We start from the raw sequence: 16,012 nt of genomic DNA on the forward strand, positions 1-16,012 counted from the left end.
CGCGGGGTCAGCCGAAGACGGTGCGGGCGGCGACGAGTTCGCCGTCCTGGAAGCCCTCGATCCGGATCACCCGCGCGGAACCGATGCCGGGGACGGGAACGGTCATCACCTCCTGCGTCACGTCCGCCGACAGGCGCGGCCGGCCGTCCAGATAGACGTCGGCCCGGTCCAGGAGCCGGGTCCGGAGCGTCAGCTCGCCGGCCGCCCCGGCGATCTCGGCGTCGAGCCGCCGCACCGGCATGCCGGCGAGCAGCCGCCCGGCGCGTTCGAGCAGGTCCCTGTTGTCGTGGAGGAGGTCGTCACGGGTCATGCGGTGCTGGTGGTCGGGCACGACCCCGAGGTCCTCCACCGGCGTGCCCGCCAGGTCGTGGACGCGCAGGGTGCGCCGTATCGACACCCGCATGCCCGCCTGCCCGGGGAGCGGCCGGTAGGGGCTGTCGGCCGCGGGGGCGGGCAGCTCGAGGAGGAGCTTGAGCAGCTCGTGAGTCCACACGTTGGCGCCGCCCGCGCCGGTGTTGCCGTCCACGCCGAGGACGGGGCCGATCCTGTGGTCCTGGAATCCGGCGGCGAAGATGTCCGTCGCCGAGTAGCAGCGCGCATCCGTGATCAGCACGACCGGGCCGTGATACCGCTGGCCGATGGCGTTGGCCCGGTCGGCGGGGGTGATGGAGAAACCGCCCGAGTAGACGGCGCCCGTCTCCAGTGCCTGGCTCATGGAGGGACACCAGGATCCGAGGTCGATCGAGCCGGTCGGGTTCTCCTCGTGCTGCCGGCAGATCCGCGCGTTCAGCGGCGTCGTGATGAACTGCGTCGGTTCGGGGGAGATCGGGCGGGGCGTGAGCGTCTGCAGGAGGAACTCGGAGGCGAAGATGTGCCCGCCGCCGTTGCCCCGCATGTCGAGGACGAGCCCCTCCTGCGGCAGCAGCCCGATGAGGCGGACGAACTCCCGCACGAACCCGTCGGGGTCGTTGACGTTGAAGGTGAACACGCGGATGTGACCGAAGACTCCGGAGGCGGTGGCGACGCTCCTGGCCCGGAACACCGCCGGCATGGACGTCGGGACGTCCGCGCCCGGCTGCGCGGGCTCGGTCGTGAGCTCCGCGGCGTCCACCGTCTCGTGCGGCGTGACGGCCTGCGGGACGAAGAGCATCTTGACCGCGCGGCCGATCTCGTCCGTGCCGAGGTCGAGACCCTGGGCCAGGGCGGCGGTGCTGAGCTCGTCGGCGTCGACGAAGGGCGGCAGGTTGTCGGTGACGCGCCAGCCCTCCCGCAGTTCCCTGGCGGCCCCGTCGGCGCCGATGTAGCCGAGCGCCACCCACGCCTCGTCGGGCGGCACGTGGAGGCGGAGCGGCCGGATGGTCAGCGACTGCAGCCCGCGCGAGTGCCGCGCCGCCGCGTTGCCGCCCGCGAACCTCGCCGCGTTGACGGCCACCGCCCTGTCGATCGGGACCCCGTTCCAGTGGGTCACCTCCGCGCCCGGGCCGAAGGACGGGGCGGAGAAGCCCTGCACGATCCTGGTCACCGCGTAGTGACGCTCCCCGTCCCGGTAGTACTCCTCGATCTGGTACGGCAAATAGGCGATCTTGCCGGTGAAGGGCTGCGGGAGCAGGTAGTTGGTGTGCAGGTCGCGCAGCGAGTGGAAGATCTCCGACAGCTCCGCGTGGAACACCTGTTCCGGGTCCATGAGCGCCTCGGTCTGCCGGCTGAGCCTCAGGGCCAGCAGCCGGAGCCGCTGCACCGGGTTCACCGCGTGCATCGCGGCCTTCAGCGGCAGATGCACGTAGTTCTGCTCGATGAGCACCAGCGCCTGCTGGACCAGCGTGCGCCGGTCGTCGAGCGTCAGCGTGCCCGCCGTGCGCAGGAAATCCTGAAGGTCCACCGCTCCGGCGAGTCGTTTCGCCATCCGCTCCGATGCCTCGGTCATGATTTCGCCCCTCCCGCTCGTCTGCCTGACGATTGCGAGCGGCCCGCCCCGTCGCCGTACGGACGGATCATCCGTACGCGAGGCGGCCTCACACCGAGCCGGGCCCCGAGCTCCTCAGTGCGGCCGCTCACACGTGACACGTCCGGCGGCCGCCGTCCCGCGGCCATCGGCGCGTCTCACGCTTTCGGCATAGACGGAATATCCCAGGACGTCACTATCCTCCAGCGCTGTATCTCCGGTCCCCTCCGCCCGGAGATCGCAGCTCCGGCGCCACGGGCCTCACCGGTCGAGGACGGACGGCGGCCCCACTCCGCGGGCCGTCGCGCCGGTGGACGGGTTCACGCGCCGATCCGTCAGCGCAGGAACCCGGCCACCGTCTCGGTGAACCGCCCGGGGTCGTCGAGCCAGGGATAGTGCCCGCCGCCCGGCTGCACGGACAGCCCGGCGTGCGGGAACAGGGCGGCGTACTCGGCGGCGTGCTCCGGGGGGAGGGCGACGTCGTACTCTCCCGCGACGAGCAGGACCGGCGCCCGGAGGCGGGCGAGGGCGGATCTGACGGCTTCCGGGTCGAAGGCGCCGGCCGAGTAGTAGACGGCCGCCGCGTCCGCGTTCTTCTGGCTCGCCCCCTGGGCGACGTGCGCCTGGCTGACGGCGTCCCACCGGCCGTGGAAGAACGGGGTGATCGCCTCCCAGTCGGCGTCCGCGGCCGCGCCCGACCAGATCCGTTCGAACGCGGCGAAGGCATCGGGGAACCAGGGCTCTCCCCGGCGCAGTTCGGCGCATTCCCGCCGGTCCGGGTCGGCGATCTCCAGGCCGACCACCCGCGGGCTGGGGGTGATCAGGACGAGGCGGCCGACGCGGTCGGGGCGGCGGGCGGCGTACAGCAGGGCGACGGCCGCACCGGCGGAGTGCCCGGCCAGGTCGAGCCGGTCCAGCCCGAGGTGGACGCGCAGTGCTTCGAGGTCCTCCACCTGCCGGTCGCACCGGTAACTCGCCGGGTCCGCCGGAACGGCCGACTCCCCGGTCCCGCGCAGGTCCAGCAGCGCCAGCGGGTGACGCGCGGACAGCCCGCCCAGATCTCCGAGATAGGCCGACGCCTGCATGGGACCGCCGGGGACGCAGACCAGCGGGCGGCCTTCGCCGGTCCGGTGGTATGCGAGCCGCGTGCCGTCGGCGCCGTCGAAGGTGGTCATGCGGAGATCATATGCACCGGAAGATCGTCGCGAGATCGCCGCCGTTCCCGGCCGCGTCGAGGCCGCCGGCTTCCCCGGGGCGGCGACGCGACCGCGTCCCCGACAGCCCGGGCCGGGGTGGCGCTGGTCATGGGGGTCTGACGCTGGTCATGGGAATGGCGGGTCTTCCTGTCGGCGGCAGCACAAAGGACAGCACAAATAGAAGCGGGCCATACTCCGCAAATGGTGCATAAACCGGCGCGGGAGCGCTCCCACACCCCCGGAAAACGCCCCTAAAACTAGGCATGCAGTAGGGGGGTGTCAAGAAATCGGGAAGGCGCCGTATCCACATCCGCCGCAACTCTCAGTGTAATCCTGGTGAAACACCAGGCCAGGCGAGTAACGCGCCGGCAATGCCGAAGTAACGCCTTGACGCGTTCGATCACGTCTCCCTACCCTGCTCCGCAGTGGGAGCGTTCCCACGCTTTTCCGGCGACCCTCGACGCAGAGATGTCCGCCACCCTCAACCGCCTCGTCTCCGGCGGGTTCATCCCGATATGAGGGAGAAAACCATGCTCGATGAGCTGGACTCGCGCGTTGCCACGCTGAGTCCCGCCAAGCGCGCCCTGCTGCTCCAGCGGTTGCGCGGCGGCGCGGGCACGGCGGTCGCGCCGATCCCGCGCCGTCCCTCCGGCGCGCCCGCGCCCCTCACCTTCGGCCAGGAACGGATCTGGTTCCTCGACCAGCTCGACCCCGGTGACGTGGCGTTCAACATGTGCCTGTCGCAGCGGTGGCGGGGCAGGCTGGACCTGGACGCGCTGCGGGGCGCCGTCACGGCCGTCGTCGAACGGCACGAGAGCCTGCGCACCCGCTTCCGGTCCGAGGACGGCAGGCCGGTGCAGGAGGTCGTCCCGGACGTCGCCGTGCCGGTCGAGTTCCTCGACCACGCCGAGGCGGGACCGGGCGCGCCCCCGCCCGAGGAGTGGGCGCGCGCGGCCGTCGCGGCGCGCACCAACACCCCGTTCGACCTGGAGCGGGCGCCGCTGCTGCGGGTGAGCGCGCTGCGCCTGGGCGAGGACGACCACGTGATCTGCGTGGTCTGCCACCACATCGTGGCCGACGGGGTGTCGCTGAACGTCTTCGCCGACGAGCTGACCGCCCGGTACGGCGCGGGCCCGGCCTACGAGCCGCCCCCGCTGCCCGTGCAGTACCCCGACTTCGCCGCCTGGCAGCGGGAGCGCCTGACGGAGGAGGCGGCCGGGCGGTCCCTGGCGTACTGGGCCGCGCGCCTGGCCGACCCGCCCGTGCTGGAGCTGCCCGCCGACCGGCCCCGGCCGGCCGTGCACTCCTCCCGCGGCGACGTCGTCACGGTGACGCTCGGCGCGGAGCCGGCCGCGGCCCTGGAGGAGTTGGCCGCCCGGCACGGCGCGACGCTGTTCATGACCCTGCTCGCCGCCTACCAGGCGTTGCTCGCGCGGCACACCGGGCAGGACGACATCTGCGTCGGATCCCCTGCCGCGGGCCGGGACCGGGTGGAGCTGGAGCCGCTGATCGGCTTCTTCCTCAACACGCTGGTGCTCCGCGGCGACCTGTCGGGGGACCCGGCCTTCCGCGAACTCCTCGACCGCACCCGCACCGCGGTGCTCGACGCCTTCGACCACCAGGACATCCCCTTCGAGCAGGTGATGGGCGAGCTGCGCGTCGAGCGCGACCTCAGCCGCTCCGCGCTGTTCCAGACGATGTTCGTCCTGCACACCCAGAACGACCTGCGGCGGCGGCCCGCGTTCCCCGGGGCCCGCGAGACCCCTCAAGCCCTCGATGCCGGCGAGACCTCCGAAGCCCCCGGGATCGCTGGAACCGCCGGGACCCCCGGAGCGGCGGGCGGCGGGATCGAGGAGATCACCGGGTTCGACGCCGGGTACACCGCGGCCAAGTTCGACCTGTCCCTCGACGCCTGGCGGACCCCCGACGGGCTGAGCCTGATGTTCGGGTACGCCACCGACCTGTTCGACCGCGACACCGTCGCCGCCCTCGCCGACCGTTTCACCCGGCTGCTCACCGCCGTCGCCGCCGACCCCGGCCTGCGGCTGTCGGAGATCGACCTGCTCTCCGAGGAGGAGCGCCGGCGGATCCTGGACTGGAGTGTCAACACCGCTCCGCCCTCCGCGGCCACGGTCCCCGAGCTGTTCGCCGCCGCGGTGGCGGCCCGCCCCGACGCCCCCGCGGTGACCTGCGCCGGCCGGACGCTCACCTACGCCGAGCTGGACGCGCGCGCCGACGCCCTGGCCCGGGCGCTGCGCGCGGCGGGAGCCGGCCCGGAGTCGGTGGTCGCCGTCTCGATGGACCGCTCGCCCGACCTGCTCGCGGCCCTGCTGGCCGTCTGGAAGGCGGGCGGCGCCTACCTGCCGCTCGACCCGGCCTACCCGCCGTCGCGCCAGACCGCCATGCTCGACGACAGCGGCGCGCGGGTGGTGCTCACCACCGCGGCGCTGCGCGAGCGCCTGCCGGACGGGCCGTACCGGGTGCTCTGCGTGGACGTCGGGCTTTCCGCCGGCACACCGGACCCGCTGCCCGCCGCCGATCCCGGCCGCGCCGCCTACGTGATCTACACCTCCGGCTCCACCGGACGGCCCAAGGGCGTCGTGGTCGAGCACGGGGCGCTGGCGGCCCGCGTGGGCTGGATGCGGGAGGCCTACGGCCTGACCCCGGACGACCGGGTGCTCCAGTTCGCCACGGTCAGCTTCGACACCCATGCCGAGGAGATCTATCCCTGCCTGGCCGCCGGGGCCGCGCTCGTGATGCTGCCCGGCGGCGGGGAGTTCCTGCCGGACTTCCTGGCCACGCCGTACGCCAGGGACCTGACCGTCCTGGACCTGCCCACTCCCTACTGGCACGAGCTGGTCACCGACCTGGACACCGTGGACTGGCCGCCCGGTCTGCGGCTGACGATCCTCGGCGCCGACCAGGCCCAGGCGGCGGCCGTGACGGCGTGGCACCGGCACTTCGGCGGCCGGGTGCGCCTGATGAACACCTACGGCCCCACCGAGGCCACGATCATCGCCAGCGCCGCCGAGCTGCGCGCGGACGACCGGCGCCCGCCGATCGGCAGGCCCATCGCGGCCACCGCCCTCTACGTGCTGGACGAGCGGCGGCGGCTCGCCCCGGTCGGGGTCCCGGGCGAGCTGTACATCGGCGGGTCCGGGCTGGCCCGCGGCTACCTCGGCCGGCCCGATCTCACCGCCGAGCGCTTCGTCCCCGACCCGTACGGCGGCGGCCGCCTCTACCGCAGCGGCGACCGCGCCCGCTGGCGGCCCGACGGGGAGCTGGAGTTCCTCGGCCGCGCCGACGACCAGGTCAAGGTGCGCGGGTACCGGATCGAGCCCGGCGAGATCGAGTCCTGCCTGCTCGCGCACCCCGCCGTCGCCCAGGCCGTGGTCTTCGCCGAGCGGGGCAACCTGCTGGCCTACGTGGTCCCGGCGGCCGACGCCCTGACGGCGGGAACCCCCGCGGCCGACGTCCCGGGTGCCGGGGCTCCGGTGGCCGGTGCCGAGCTGGGACCGGAGCTGCGCGAGCACGTCGCCCGGGCCCTGCCCGCCCACATGGTGCCCGCCGCCGTGACGGTCGTGGACCGCCTGCCGCTGACGCCCAACGGCAAGCTGGACCGGGCCGCGCTGCCCGCCCCCGAGTTCGGCGGCGGCGGCGGTCACGTCGCCCCCTCGACCCCCACCGAGCAGGCGATCGCCGATGTCTGGGCGCAGGTGCTCGGGATCGAGCGGGTCGGCGTCGAGGACGACTTCTTCGATCTGGGCGGCCATTCCCTGCTGGCCACCCAGGTCATCGCCAGGATGCGGCGCGCGCTCGGCGCGGGCGTCTCCCTGATGGACCTGTTCCGGCACCCCACCGTCCGCGAGCTCGCCGCCCTGGCCGACACCCCCGCCGACGCCAGGCGGTCCGGCCGCCTGCTGCACGAGCTCACCCCGCCGATCCCGCAGGACCGGTGCGTGCTCACCTACGTCTGCGTCCCGTACGGCGGCGGCAGCGCGGTGGTCTACCAGCCGCTGGCCGACGCCCTGCCCGAGGGGTACCGGCTGTTCTCGCTGGCCGTGCCGGGGCACGACGTGGGCCTGGCCGAGGACCCGCTGCCCTTCGACGAACTCGCCGCCCGCTGCGTGGCCGAGGTCCTGGAGCGGGTGACGGGCCCCGTGGTGGTCTACGGCCACAGCAGCGTGGGCTCGGCCCTCGCCGTGGAGGTCGCCCGGCTGCTGGAGGCGGCGGGTCGGATACCCGAGGCCGTCTACATCGGGGCGGCCTTCCCGTTCGCGCGGCCCCGCGGCCGCGTGATGAACGCGCTGTCCCGCCTGGCCCGCGCCTCCGCCGTCGCCTCCGACCGGGCCTACGGCAACTGGCTGGCCTCCATGGGCGTGGACCTCAGCGAGCTCACCCCCGAGCAGGCCCTCCACATCGTGCGCACCATGCGCGCCGAGGCCGAGCACGCCGAGCGGTACTTCACCGGCCTGCTCGACGGCGGGATCACACGGCTGCGGGCCCCGCTGGTCACGATCGCCGGCGAGCGCGACCCGGCCACCGAGTACCACGAGGAGCGCTACCGCGAGTGGCACTTCCTGACTCCGACCAGCGTCCTGGTGGTGCTGGAGGAGGCGGGCCACTTCTTCGTCCGCTACCGCGCCCGGGAGCTGGCCGAGATCATCACCACCGCGCACCTCGCCGCGGATCCGGCGACGGATTCGGCGACGGAGCCTGCGCGAGGACCGGCGGCGGAATCCGCGACGGGATCGGCATCGGGTCCGGCGGCGGGGTCGACGGCGGGAGCGGAGGGGCCGCCTGGGGTGAGAGACGCGGCCGCATCGCCGTCGCGGCGCGAGGACGGCGCGACCTGGTGGCTGGAGGGCGTCTCACGCTCCCCGGAGGCCGCGCGATCCGCGGGGGCCGTACGGTCCGCGGAGTCCGCAGAGGTAACGGAGTCTGCGGAGGCCACGGGGCCTGCGAGGGCTGCGGATCGCGCGGAGCCCGCGGGGCCGGAGCCGAGCATGCGGCGCTTCCTCGTGGTCGCCTCCGGCCAGCTCATCTCGATCACCGGTTCCGCGCTCACCGAGTTCGCCGTCCCCATCTGGATCTACCTGACGACCGGCTCCGTGGCCGACTTCGCCCTGTTCGCGGTGCTCGGCCTGGTCCCCGGCCTGCTGGTCGCGCCGCTGGCGGGGGCGGTGGTCGACCGGCTCGACCGCAGGAAGGTCATGCTCTGCGGGGACATCGGGGCCTTCGGCACCCAGCTCGCCCTCGGCGTCCTGCTGTGGACGGGGAACCTGCAGATCTGGCACATCTACCCGCTGCTGGTCTGCCTGTCCATCGCGCTGACCTTCCAGCGCCTGGCCTACGCCTCGGCCATCCCGCAGCTGGTGCCCAAGCGGTACCTGGGCCACGCCAACGGCGTCAACCAGATGGTCACCGGCGTCTCCCAGCTGATCGTGCCGCTGGCCGCCGCCGGGCTGGTGGCGGGCGTCGGGCTGGAGGGCGTCCTCATCCTGGACGTGGTGAGCTACCTGTTCGCCATCGGCGTGCTGCTGGCCGTGCGCTTCCCCCGGACCATGGCCCACCGGCGCAGGGAGACGGTGACCGCCGAGATCGTCGAGGGCTTCCGCTACTCCTGGGGGCACCGCGGCTTCCGGAGCATGCTGATCTTCTTCGCCGTCCTGAACGTCTTCCTCTCCCCGCTGTTCCTGATGATCTCCCCGCTGGTGTTGTCGTCCGGGACGCTCGGCGACGTGGGGCGGGTCTCGTTCGCCTCGGGGATGGGCGTGTTCCTCGGCGGCCTGGTGATGAGCGTGTGGGGCGGGCCGCGACGGCTGCGGGTGCGCGGCATGCTGTTGTTCACACTCGTCCTGGGCCTGTTCTCCCTGGTCACAGGGGTGCAGGAGGATCTGCTCGTCATCGGGGCCGGGGCCTTCGGCATGGGCATGGCGCTCACCCTGGTGAACGGGATCTACGCCACGGTCGTCCAGGTCAAGGTGGCGCAGCGGTTCCACGGGCGGGTGTTCGCGCTCAACACGATGATCGCGTGGTCCACCACGCCGATCGGGATGGGCCTGCTCGCGCCGTACGCGTCGGCCGTCCTGGAACCCCTCATGACGCCGGACGGACCGCTCGCCCCGACCGTGGGGGCGCTCCTGGGCACCGGCCCCGGGCGGGGCATCGGGCTGATGTACGTGATCTGCGCCGTGATGATCCTGGTGATCGCCGGTACGGCGCTGCGCCTGCGCTCGCTGACCCGCTTCGACCGGGAGGCGGTGGACTCCGTCCCCGACGACGTGCTCGGATCCGTCGCCCTGGTCCGCCGGGGCCGCGCGGGCGGCGGCGTGGACAACGCGAACGGCGTGAACCGCGGGGTGAACGGCGCGGGTGACAGCGGCGCGGACGGCGGTGGGAACGGCGGCGGCTCGCAGGAGAACGACCCGCGCCTGGAGAGGGAGCTGCGATGACGGACACGCCGGTGCTGCGGACCGTGCCGGACCTACTGCGACTGCGCGCCGCCGAGGATCCCGGGCGGACCGCGATCGAGGTGGCGGGCGGGGACGCGCTGACCTTCGAGGAGTGGGAGCGGCGTTCGGACGCGGTCGCCCACGGCCTGCTCGGCCTGGGGGTGCGTCCCGGCGACCGGGTCGGGCTGCTGTTCGGGAGCGGGGACTGGACCGGCTTCGCCGTCGCCTTCTGCGCCGCGCAGAAGGCCGGGGCGGTGGCCGTGCCGATCTCCGACCGCCTCGCCCCGCCGGAGGCCGGATACATGCTCGACCACTGCTCGGCCTCCGTCGTGGTGCACGCCGAGGGGCTGACCCCGCCCGCCGGGCCGTACCCGGCCGTCCCCGCCGCCCGGCTGGAGGACGCCGGCGAAGGACCCGTCGGCGTCCGGGTCCGCTCCGGCGACCTGGCGCAGATCCTCTACACCTCGGGCACCACCGGGCGGCCCAAGGGCGTGGGCGCCGCTCACGCCAACCTGGTCCACGGCTGCGAGACCCGCCGGAACCGGCGCCGCTTCCGGCACTCCGAGCACCTGCTGCACGCCTTCCCGATCGGCACCAACGCCGGTCAGACGATGCTGATGAACGCCCTGGACGCGCACCCCACGGTCGTGACCCCCGCCCGGTTCACCCCGGGCAGGTTCACCCGGCTGATCGAGGCGTACCGGGCGGGCACCGTCTTCGTCGTGCCCGCGATGGTGATCGAGCTGCTCGACACGGGACTGCACGAACGCCACGACCTGTCGAGCGTCGTGCTCCTCGGCTCGTCGGCGGCGGCCCTCCCCCCGGCGCTGTCCGCGCGGCTGGCCGCCGCCTTCCCCAACGCCACGGTGACGAACTACTACACCTCCACCGAGGCGGCCCCCGCCCAGACGATCATGATCTACGACCCGGCCAGGCCCGCCGCGCTGGGCCGCCCGGCCTTCGGCGGCGCCCTGCGCGTCGCCGACCGCGAGGGCCGCCCGCTGCCGCCCGGCGAGACGGGCGAGATCTGGCTGCGCTCCCCCGCCGCCGCCCGCAGCTACTACGGCGACGAGCGGGCCAGCGCCGAGACGTTCCGGGACGGCTGGGTGCGGATGGGAGACGTCGGGCACCTCGACGCCGACGGCTACCTCTACCTGGACGACCGGGAGAGCGACGTGGTGAAGACCGGCGCCTTCAAGGTCTCGACGCTCCAGGTGGAGGCCGCGCTGTACGAGCACCCGCAGATCAAGGAGGCGGCGGTGGTCGGCGTCGCGCACCGGGTGCTGGGCTCCGTGCTCGCCGCCGCGGTCGTGCCGCGTTCCCCGGACCTGTCCGCCGGCGAGCTGCGCGCCTTCCTGATGGATCGGCTGGCCCGGCACGAACTGCCCGAACGGGTGCTGGTCATGGACGCCCTGCCCAGAAACCAGACCGGCAAAGTCATCAAGGGGCGACTGCGGGAACTGCTCGACGGCTCCGCGCCCCAGGCACGAACGGAAGGTGCATGACCCCATGCGATCATCGGTAACCGGGGACCGGGCCTCCCTCGCCCAGCACGGGATGTGGCTCACCGAGCGGACGGGCGTGGGCGGGGGCGCCGCGCACCACATGCCGCTCGCCGTCCATCTGGAAGGGCCTCTGGACGAGGCCGCGCTCCGGGACGCCTGCGCCGCCGTCGCCGCCCGCCACCCCGTTCTCGCCTCCGCTCTGGTGGAGGAGGACGGCGAGCTGCGGCTCGTCCCCGGCGCGGCCGGACCGCCCTTCACCGTCGAGGACGTGACCGAGGAGGACGTGCCGGCCGCCCTCGACGAGGCGGCGGCCCGCCCCTTCGACCTGGCCGCGGGACCGCTCGTCCGGTTCACGCTGTTCCGGCTGGGGCTCAAGCGGCACCTCCTGCTGGTCGTCGCCCACCACGCGGCCTTCGACGGCATGTCGAAGGACCTCCTCCTGCGTGACCTCGCCGTCGCCTACGGCGGCTCGCCCCTGGCCCCGCTGGAGACCTCCTACGGCGAGGCGGCGGCCGACGAGCACGACCGCGTGGCGGCGAAGCTGGCGGACGCGGCGCAGTTCTGGCGGCCCCGCTGGAACGACGGGGGCGGACTGCTGCTCCCCGGGCTGCGGCGCGTGTCGCTGCGCGCCGCCCCCGGCGAGACGGTGGACGTCGCCCTCGGCTCCGGCCTGGGCTCCGCGCTCGGCCCGGCCGCCGAGCGGATCGGCGTCACCCGCTTCGAGCTGCTGCTGGCCGCGGTGCACACCCTGCTGTACGGCTACGGCAACGCCCCGGCCACCGTGTCCGTGGACGTCTCGACCCGGACCGGGCAGACGCGGGACCACGTGGGGATGTTCGTCAACGAGCTCCCGGTGACCGCCTCGCCGGCCGGGACCCTCGCACCGGACGGAACCCTCGCACCGGAGGGGACGTTCGGCGCCTTCGCCCGGTCGGTCCGCGACGAGCTGCGCGCGGCCTACCGGTTCAGGGAGGTGCCGGTCGCGCGGGCCCTGGGCGGTGTCTCCCCGCGCGCCTCGCTCACCCCGGTCTCGCTGAGCTACCGCAGGCGCGGCGAGGCCCCCCTCTTCCCCGACCTCGACTCCCGCGTCGAGTGGACGATGTCCAACCACACGGTCCGGGGGACGTTGCACCTGCAGGCCGTGGAGGCCCCGGACGGGGTCACCGCCCACCTGCGGTTCGACCCCGGCTGCCTGGACCGCGCCTCCTGCGAGGCCGTCGCCGGGCACCTGACGGCCCTGCTGCGCGCCGTCGCCGCCCGTCCCGACACGCCGATCGCCGAGCTGCCGCTCCCGCCCCGGCAGCAGGCGGTCACGGCGCCGGCCGCCGCGTCCGGGCCCGGCCTCACCGCCGGATCCGCCGCCGCGAACGGGTCCGCTTCCGCCGCCCCCGCCGCTGAGCCCGCTTCCGGGTCCGCCCCGGGCGGATCCCGCGTCCTGGACGAGGTCCTGGAGATCTGGCGCGAGGTCCTCGGCATGGACGACATCACCCCCGACGACGACCTGTTCGACCTCGGCGGCCACTCGTTGTCCATCACGCAGATCATCGCCAAGGTGCGCGACCGGATGGGTGTGGAGCTCTCCTTCGAGGTGTTCATCGACACCCCGACCGCCGCGGGCGTCGCCGCCGACATCGACCGGCTACGGGAGGAGGCGTGCTGAGGCGGCGCCTGGCCGAGCTGGTCTCCGGCGCGAGCGACGGCGGCCTCGACGTCGAGGAGATCATGGCGGCCTCCGGCTCGCTGACCGCCCTGGGCGTCACCTCCCTCGCCTACCTGCGGCTGATCGACGCGGTGGAGGAGGAGTTCGGCGTCGAGCTGGACGGACCGGCCGTCCTCGACACCCTGGACGGGCTGGCCGCCCACATCGCCGACCGGCGGGCGGCGCCGCGATGACCGGGCGCCCCTTCGCCTGGCTGCGCTCGGCGACGGTGGAGTTCACCGGGGAACGCGGCGGCCAGGCCCCGCTCACCTGGGGGCAGCGGTCGATCTGGCGCATCACCCGGTGGCTGGAGGACGGCGACCCCTACTTCAACACGCCATGGGTGCTGCCCGTCCCCGGCAAGCCGGACCTCGGCACGGTGCTGCGGGCGCTGGGAACGCTGGTCGGGCGGCACGAGTCCCTCCGGACCACCTGCCACCAGACTCCGGAGGGGCCCGTCCAGCGGGTCGCGGCCGGCGGGCGGCTGACCGTCGAGATATTCGACGCGCTGGACGCCGCTCCCCGGCAGGTCGCCGCGGATCTCGCCGACGAGCTCGCCGCCAAGGGCTTCGACTACGCCGCCGAGCTGCCGCTGCGGTGCGCCGTCGTGACGGCGGACGGGCGGCCGAGGGCCCTCGCGCTGGCCCTGTCCCACCTGGCCGTCGACGCCTGGGCGCTCGACCTGATCGCCGCGGAGTGGCGGCGGCTGCTGGCCGGGGAGGACCTGCCGCCGCCCGCCTGGCAGCCGATGGACCAGGCCGCCTTCGAGTGCTCGGACAAGGGCGCCGAGCGCGGCGAACGGGCCCTGCGCCACTGGCGGTCGGTGCTGGAGCGGACGCCCGCGACGCTGTTCGACCACCCGCCCGGCACGCCGGAGGATCCGCGCTTCGTCAGGGTCGGCATGGAATCGGCCGCCGTCGCGGCGGCCGCCCGGGTGCTGGCGGAGCGCTGGGCGGTCAGCACCACCAGCGTGCTGCTGACGGCGAGCGCCGTGCTGCTGACCGCGCTGACCGGCCGCGGCACGGCGGTCATGCAGTTCATCGTGGGCAACCGGCACGACCCGCGGCTCCACGGCATGGTGGGCACCGCCGTACAGGACGGATTGTTCGTGCTCGACCTGCCGGACGGCACGTTCGCCGACGCCGTCCGGGCCGGGCACCGGCAGGCGCTGGTCACCTACCGGCACGCGCACTACGAGCCGTACGCGATGATGGCGCTGCGCGAGGAGACCGGGCCCGCCGATCTGTCGGCCTACTTCAACGACGTGCGCACCGTCCCCGCCTGGCCGAACCTGCCCGCCCACGCCACGCGGGACCCGGCCGCGCTCACCGGCCGGACGAAGACCTTCCACGTCGGCTCCTGGGCCGAGGTGGACGCGAAGGTGTTCTTCGCCACCGGGCCCGCGACCCACACCTGTCAGCTCTACCTGCTGACCGACACCGCCTACCTGCCGCGGTCCACCGCCTACGCGCTGCTGCGGGGCGTGGAGACGCTGCTGGTGCGCTGCGTGACCGAGGAGGTGCCGCTCGGCCGCGTCGCCGGGGTCTGCGGCCTCGTCGGCGCCCTACCCGAGGAGATGAGATGACGGACGGTCCCATGCGCGTGGTCGTCAACGACGAGGAGCAGTACTCCATCTGGTGGTCCGACCGGGAGCTGCCGCCGGGGTGGAGCGCCACCGGGTTCGAGGGTCCCCGGCAGGAGTGCCTGGACCACATCGCGACGGTGTGGACGGACCTGCGGCCGCTCAGCGTCAGGAACCGGACGCCTTGACCGGGGACCCCCTGACCGGGCAGGACCGGCGGCAGGCGCTGCTGCGGCGCCTGGCCGCCCTGCCCCCCGCCCGCCGCGAGGCCCTGCGCCGCGCGATGACCGGGGCGCCCGCCGTCCCCGGCCTGCCGCTCTCCTCGGGCCAGGAGCGGCTCTGGTTCCTCAACCGGTTCGACCCGGCCGACAGCAGCAACCACATCCTGTGGTGCCTGCGGCTGCGCGGCCCGATCGACCCCGGCGGGCTGGCCGCCGCCCTCACCGCGGTCGCCGGGCGGCACGAGGTGCTGCGCGCGCGGTACCGCATGGACGGCGACCGGCCGGTCCAGGTCGTGCCGCCGCCGGAGCCGGTGGTCCTGGAGCTCTCCGACGGCGGCGCCGACCCCGACGCGGCCGTGCTCGCCCTGTTCGACCGGCCCTTCGACCTGGAGAACGATCCCCCCGTCCGGGCGGCGCTGATCGAGCTGGAGGAACGGCACGCGCTGCTGTGCATCGTGCTGCACCACATCGCCGCGGACGGCTGGTCGCTGAACCTCCTCATGCGGGAGCTGGGCGAGTGCTACGCGGCCCACCGGGAGGGCAGGCCGCCCGAGCTGGAGGAACTGCCGGCGCGGTACGCCGACTTCGTGGCCTGGGAACGCAAGCAGGCCGAGCGGGCGGGGGCGGCCAGGCTCGCGTTCTGGACGGAGCGGCTGGCGGGCGTGCCCGTCCTCGACCTGCCGGCCGACCATCCGCGCCCGGCCCGCTGGACGGGACGCGGCGGGAGGGTGGACCTGCACGTGCCGGACGCGGAGGTCACCCGCTTCGAGCAGGTGGCCAGGCAGCGGCGGAGCACCCTGTTCATGGGGCTGCTGGCGGCCTTCCAGGCGACGCTCGGCGCCGTGGCCGGGCAGGACGACTTCTGCGTGGGCGTGCCGGTCGCGGGGCGCGGCCGTACCGAGTTCGCGCCGCTGATCGGCTACTTCTCCAACACCATCGCGCTCCGCGCCGACCTGTCGGGCGACCCCTCCTTCCGGGAGCTGCTCGGCCGGGTCCGCCCGGCGACCCTGCGGGCGCTGCAGCACGCGGAGGAGCCCTTCGAGCGGATCCTCGGCGCGCTCCGGCTCCCGCGCGACCTGAGCAGGCCGCCGCTGTGCCAGGCGATGTTCAACCTGACGCACAACCTGCCCAAGGACGACCTGCTGCGCACGGCGATGGGCGATCTCGCCGTGGAGGTCTACCCGCCGCCGGAGACCGGCCGGACCAGGGCCGAGATCTCGGTGGACCTGTACCGGGGACCGGAGGGACTGGGCGGGTCCCTCGAATACGGCAGCGACCTGTTCTCGGCCGGGACCGCGCGGCGCGTGGCCGCCGCCTTCACCGGCCTGGTGACGCGCGCCGGGGCCGACCCGGACCTGCCGCTTTCTAAACTTTCTGAACTTTCCGGGCTTTCCGGACTGAAAGGTGAATGA

General features: G+C 74.1%; 9 protein-coding genes. 7 read left to right on the forward strand and 2 right to left on the reverse strand.

Annotation, left to right across the window (positions count from 1 at the left end; translation table 11 throughout):
* Positions 1-7: 7 nt before the first annotated feature.
* Together Plo01_RS37155 and Plo01_RS37160 are read right to left on the reverse strand one after the other, a co-directional pair.
* Positions 8-1,924 (reverse strand): S41 family peptidase, encoded by a 1,917-nt coding sequence (locus tag Plo01_RS37155; RefSeq protein WP_203895476.1) that lies wholly within the window; start codon positions 1,922-1,924, stop codon positions 8-10.
* A 353-nt stretch (positions 1,925-2,277) separates the two neighbouring features.
* Complete coding sequence (locus Plo01_RS37160) at positions 2,278-3,117, reverse strand: alpha/beta fold hydrolase (protein ID WP_203895477.1); 840 nt, start codon at positions 3,115-3,117, stop codon at positions 2,278-2,280.
* 551 nt (positions 3,118-3,668) lie between these two features.
* On the opposite strand from Plo01_RS37160, the gene Plo01_RS37165 reads away from it, so the two are divergent.
* Genes Plo01_RS37165 through Plo01_RS37195 form a run of 7 tightly spaced genes read left to right on the forward strand, consistent with a single transcriptional unit; the run spans position 3,669 to position 16,012 of the window.
* Complete coding sequence (locus Plo01_RS37165; protein ID WP_203895478.1) at positions 3,669-9,593, forward strand: non-ribosomal peptide synthetase/MFS transporter; 5,925 nt, start codon at positions 3,669-3,671, stop codon at positions 9,591-9,593.
* Positions 9,590-11,098 carry a class I adenylate-forming enzyme family protein gene (locus Plo01_RS37170; protein ID WP_203895479.1) on the forward strand — a complete coding sequence of 503 codons (1,509 nt, stop codon included), beginning with the start codon at positions 9,590-9,592 and terminating at the stop codon, positions 11,096-11,098. The genes Plo01_RS37165 and Plo01_RS37170 overlap by 4 nt, the downstream gene beginning before the upstream one ends.
* Before the next feature lie 4 nt (positions 11,099-11,102).
* Complete coding sequence (locus Plo01_RS37175) at positions 11,103-12,758, forward strand: condensation domain-containing protein (RefSeq protein ID WP_203895480.1); 1,656 nt, start codon at positions 11,103-11,105, stop codon at positions 12,756-12,758.
* Positions 12,752-12,991: an acyl carrier protein gene (locus Plo01_RS37180; protein WP_239317828.1), complete on the forward strand. Its 240-nt coding sequence runs from the start codon at positions 12,752-12,754 to the stop codon at positions 12,989-12,991. Before Plo01_RS37175 ends, Plo01_RS37180 begins: the two co-directional genes overlap by 7 nt.
* Positions 12,988-14,382, forward strand: coding sequence for a condensation domain-containing protein (locus Plo01_RS37185; RefSeq protein ID WP_203895481.1), 1,395 nt, complete (start codon positions 12,988-12,990; stop codon positions 14,380-14,382). Before Plo01_RS37180 ends, Plo01_RS37185 begins: the two co-directional genes overlap by 4 nt.
* On the forward strand, positions 14,379-14,567 hold the full coding sequence (locus Plo01_RS37190; protein WP_203895482.1) for an MbtH family protein: 189 nt from the start codon (positions 14,379-14,381) through the stop codon (positions 14,565-14,567). The genes Plo01_RS37185 and Plo01_RS37190 overlap by 4 nt, the downstream gene beginning before the upstream one ends.
* Positions 14,564-16,012, forward strand: coding sequence for a condensation domain-containing protein (locus Plo01_RS37195; protein WP_203895483.1), 1,449 nt, complete (start codon positions 14,564-14,566; stop codon positions 16,010-16,012). The genes Plo01_RS37190 and Plo01_RS37195 overlap by 4 nt, the downstream gene beginning before the upstream one ends.

This window comes from Planobispora longispora, assembly GCF_016863135.1.
Classification (GTDB): domain Bacteria; phylum Actinomycetota; class Actinomycetes; order Streptosporangiales; family Streptosporangiaceae; genus Planobispora; species Planobispora longispora.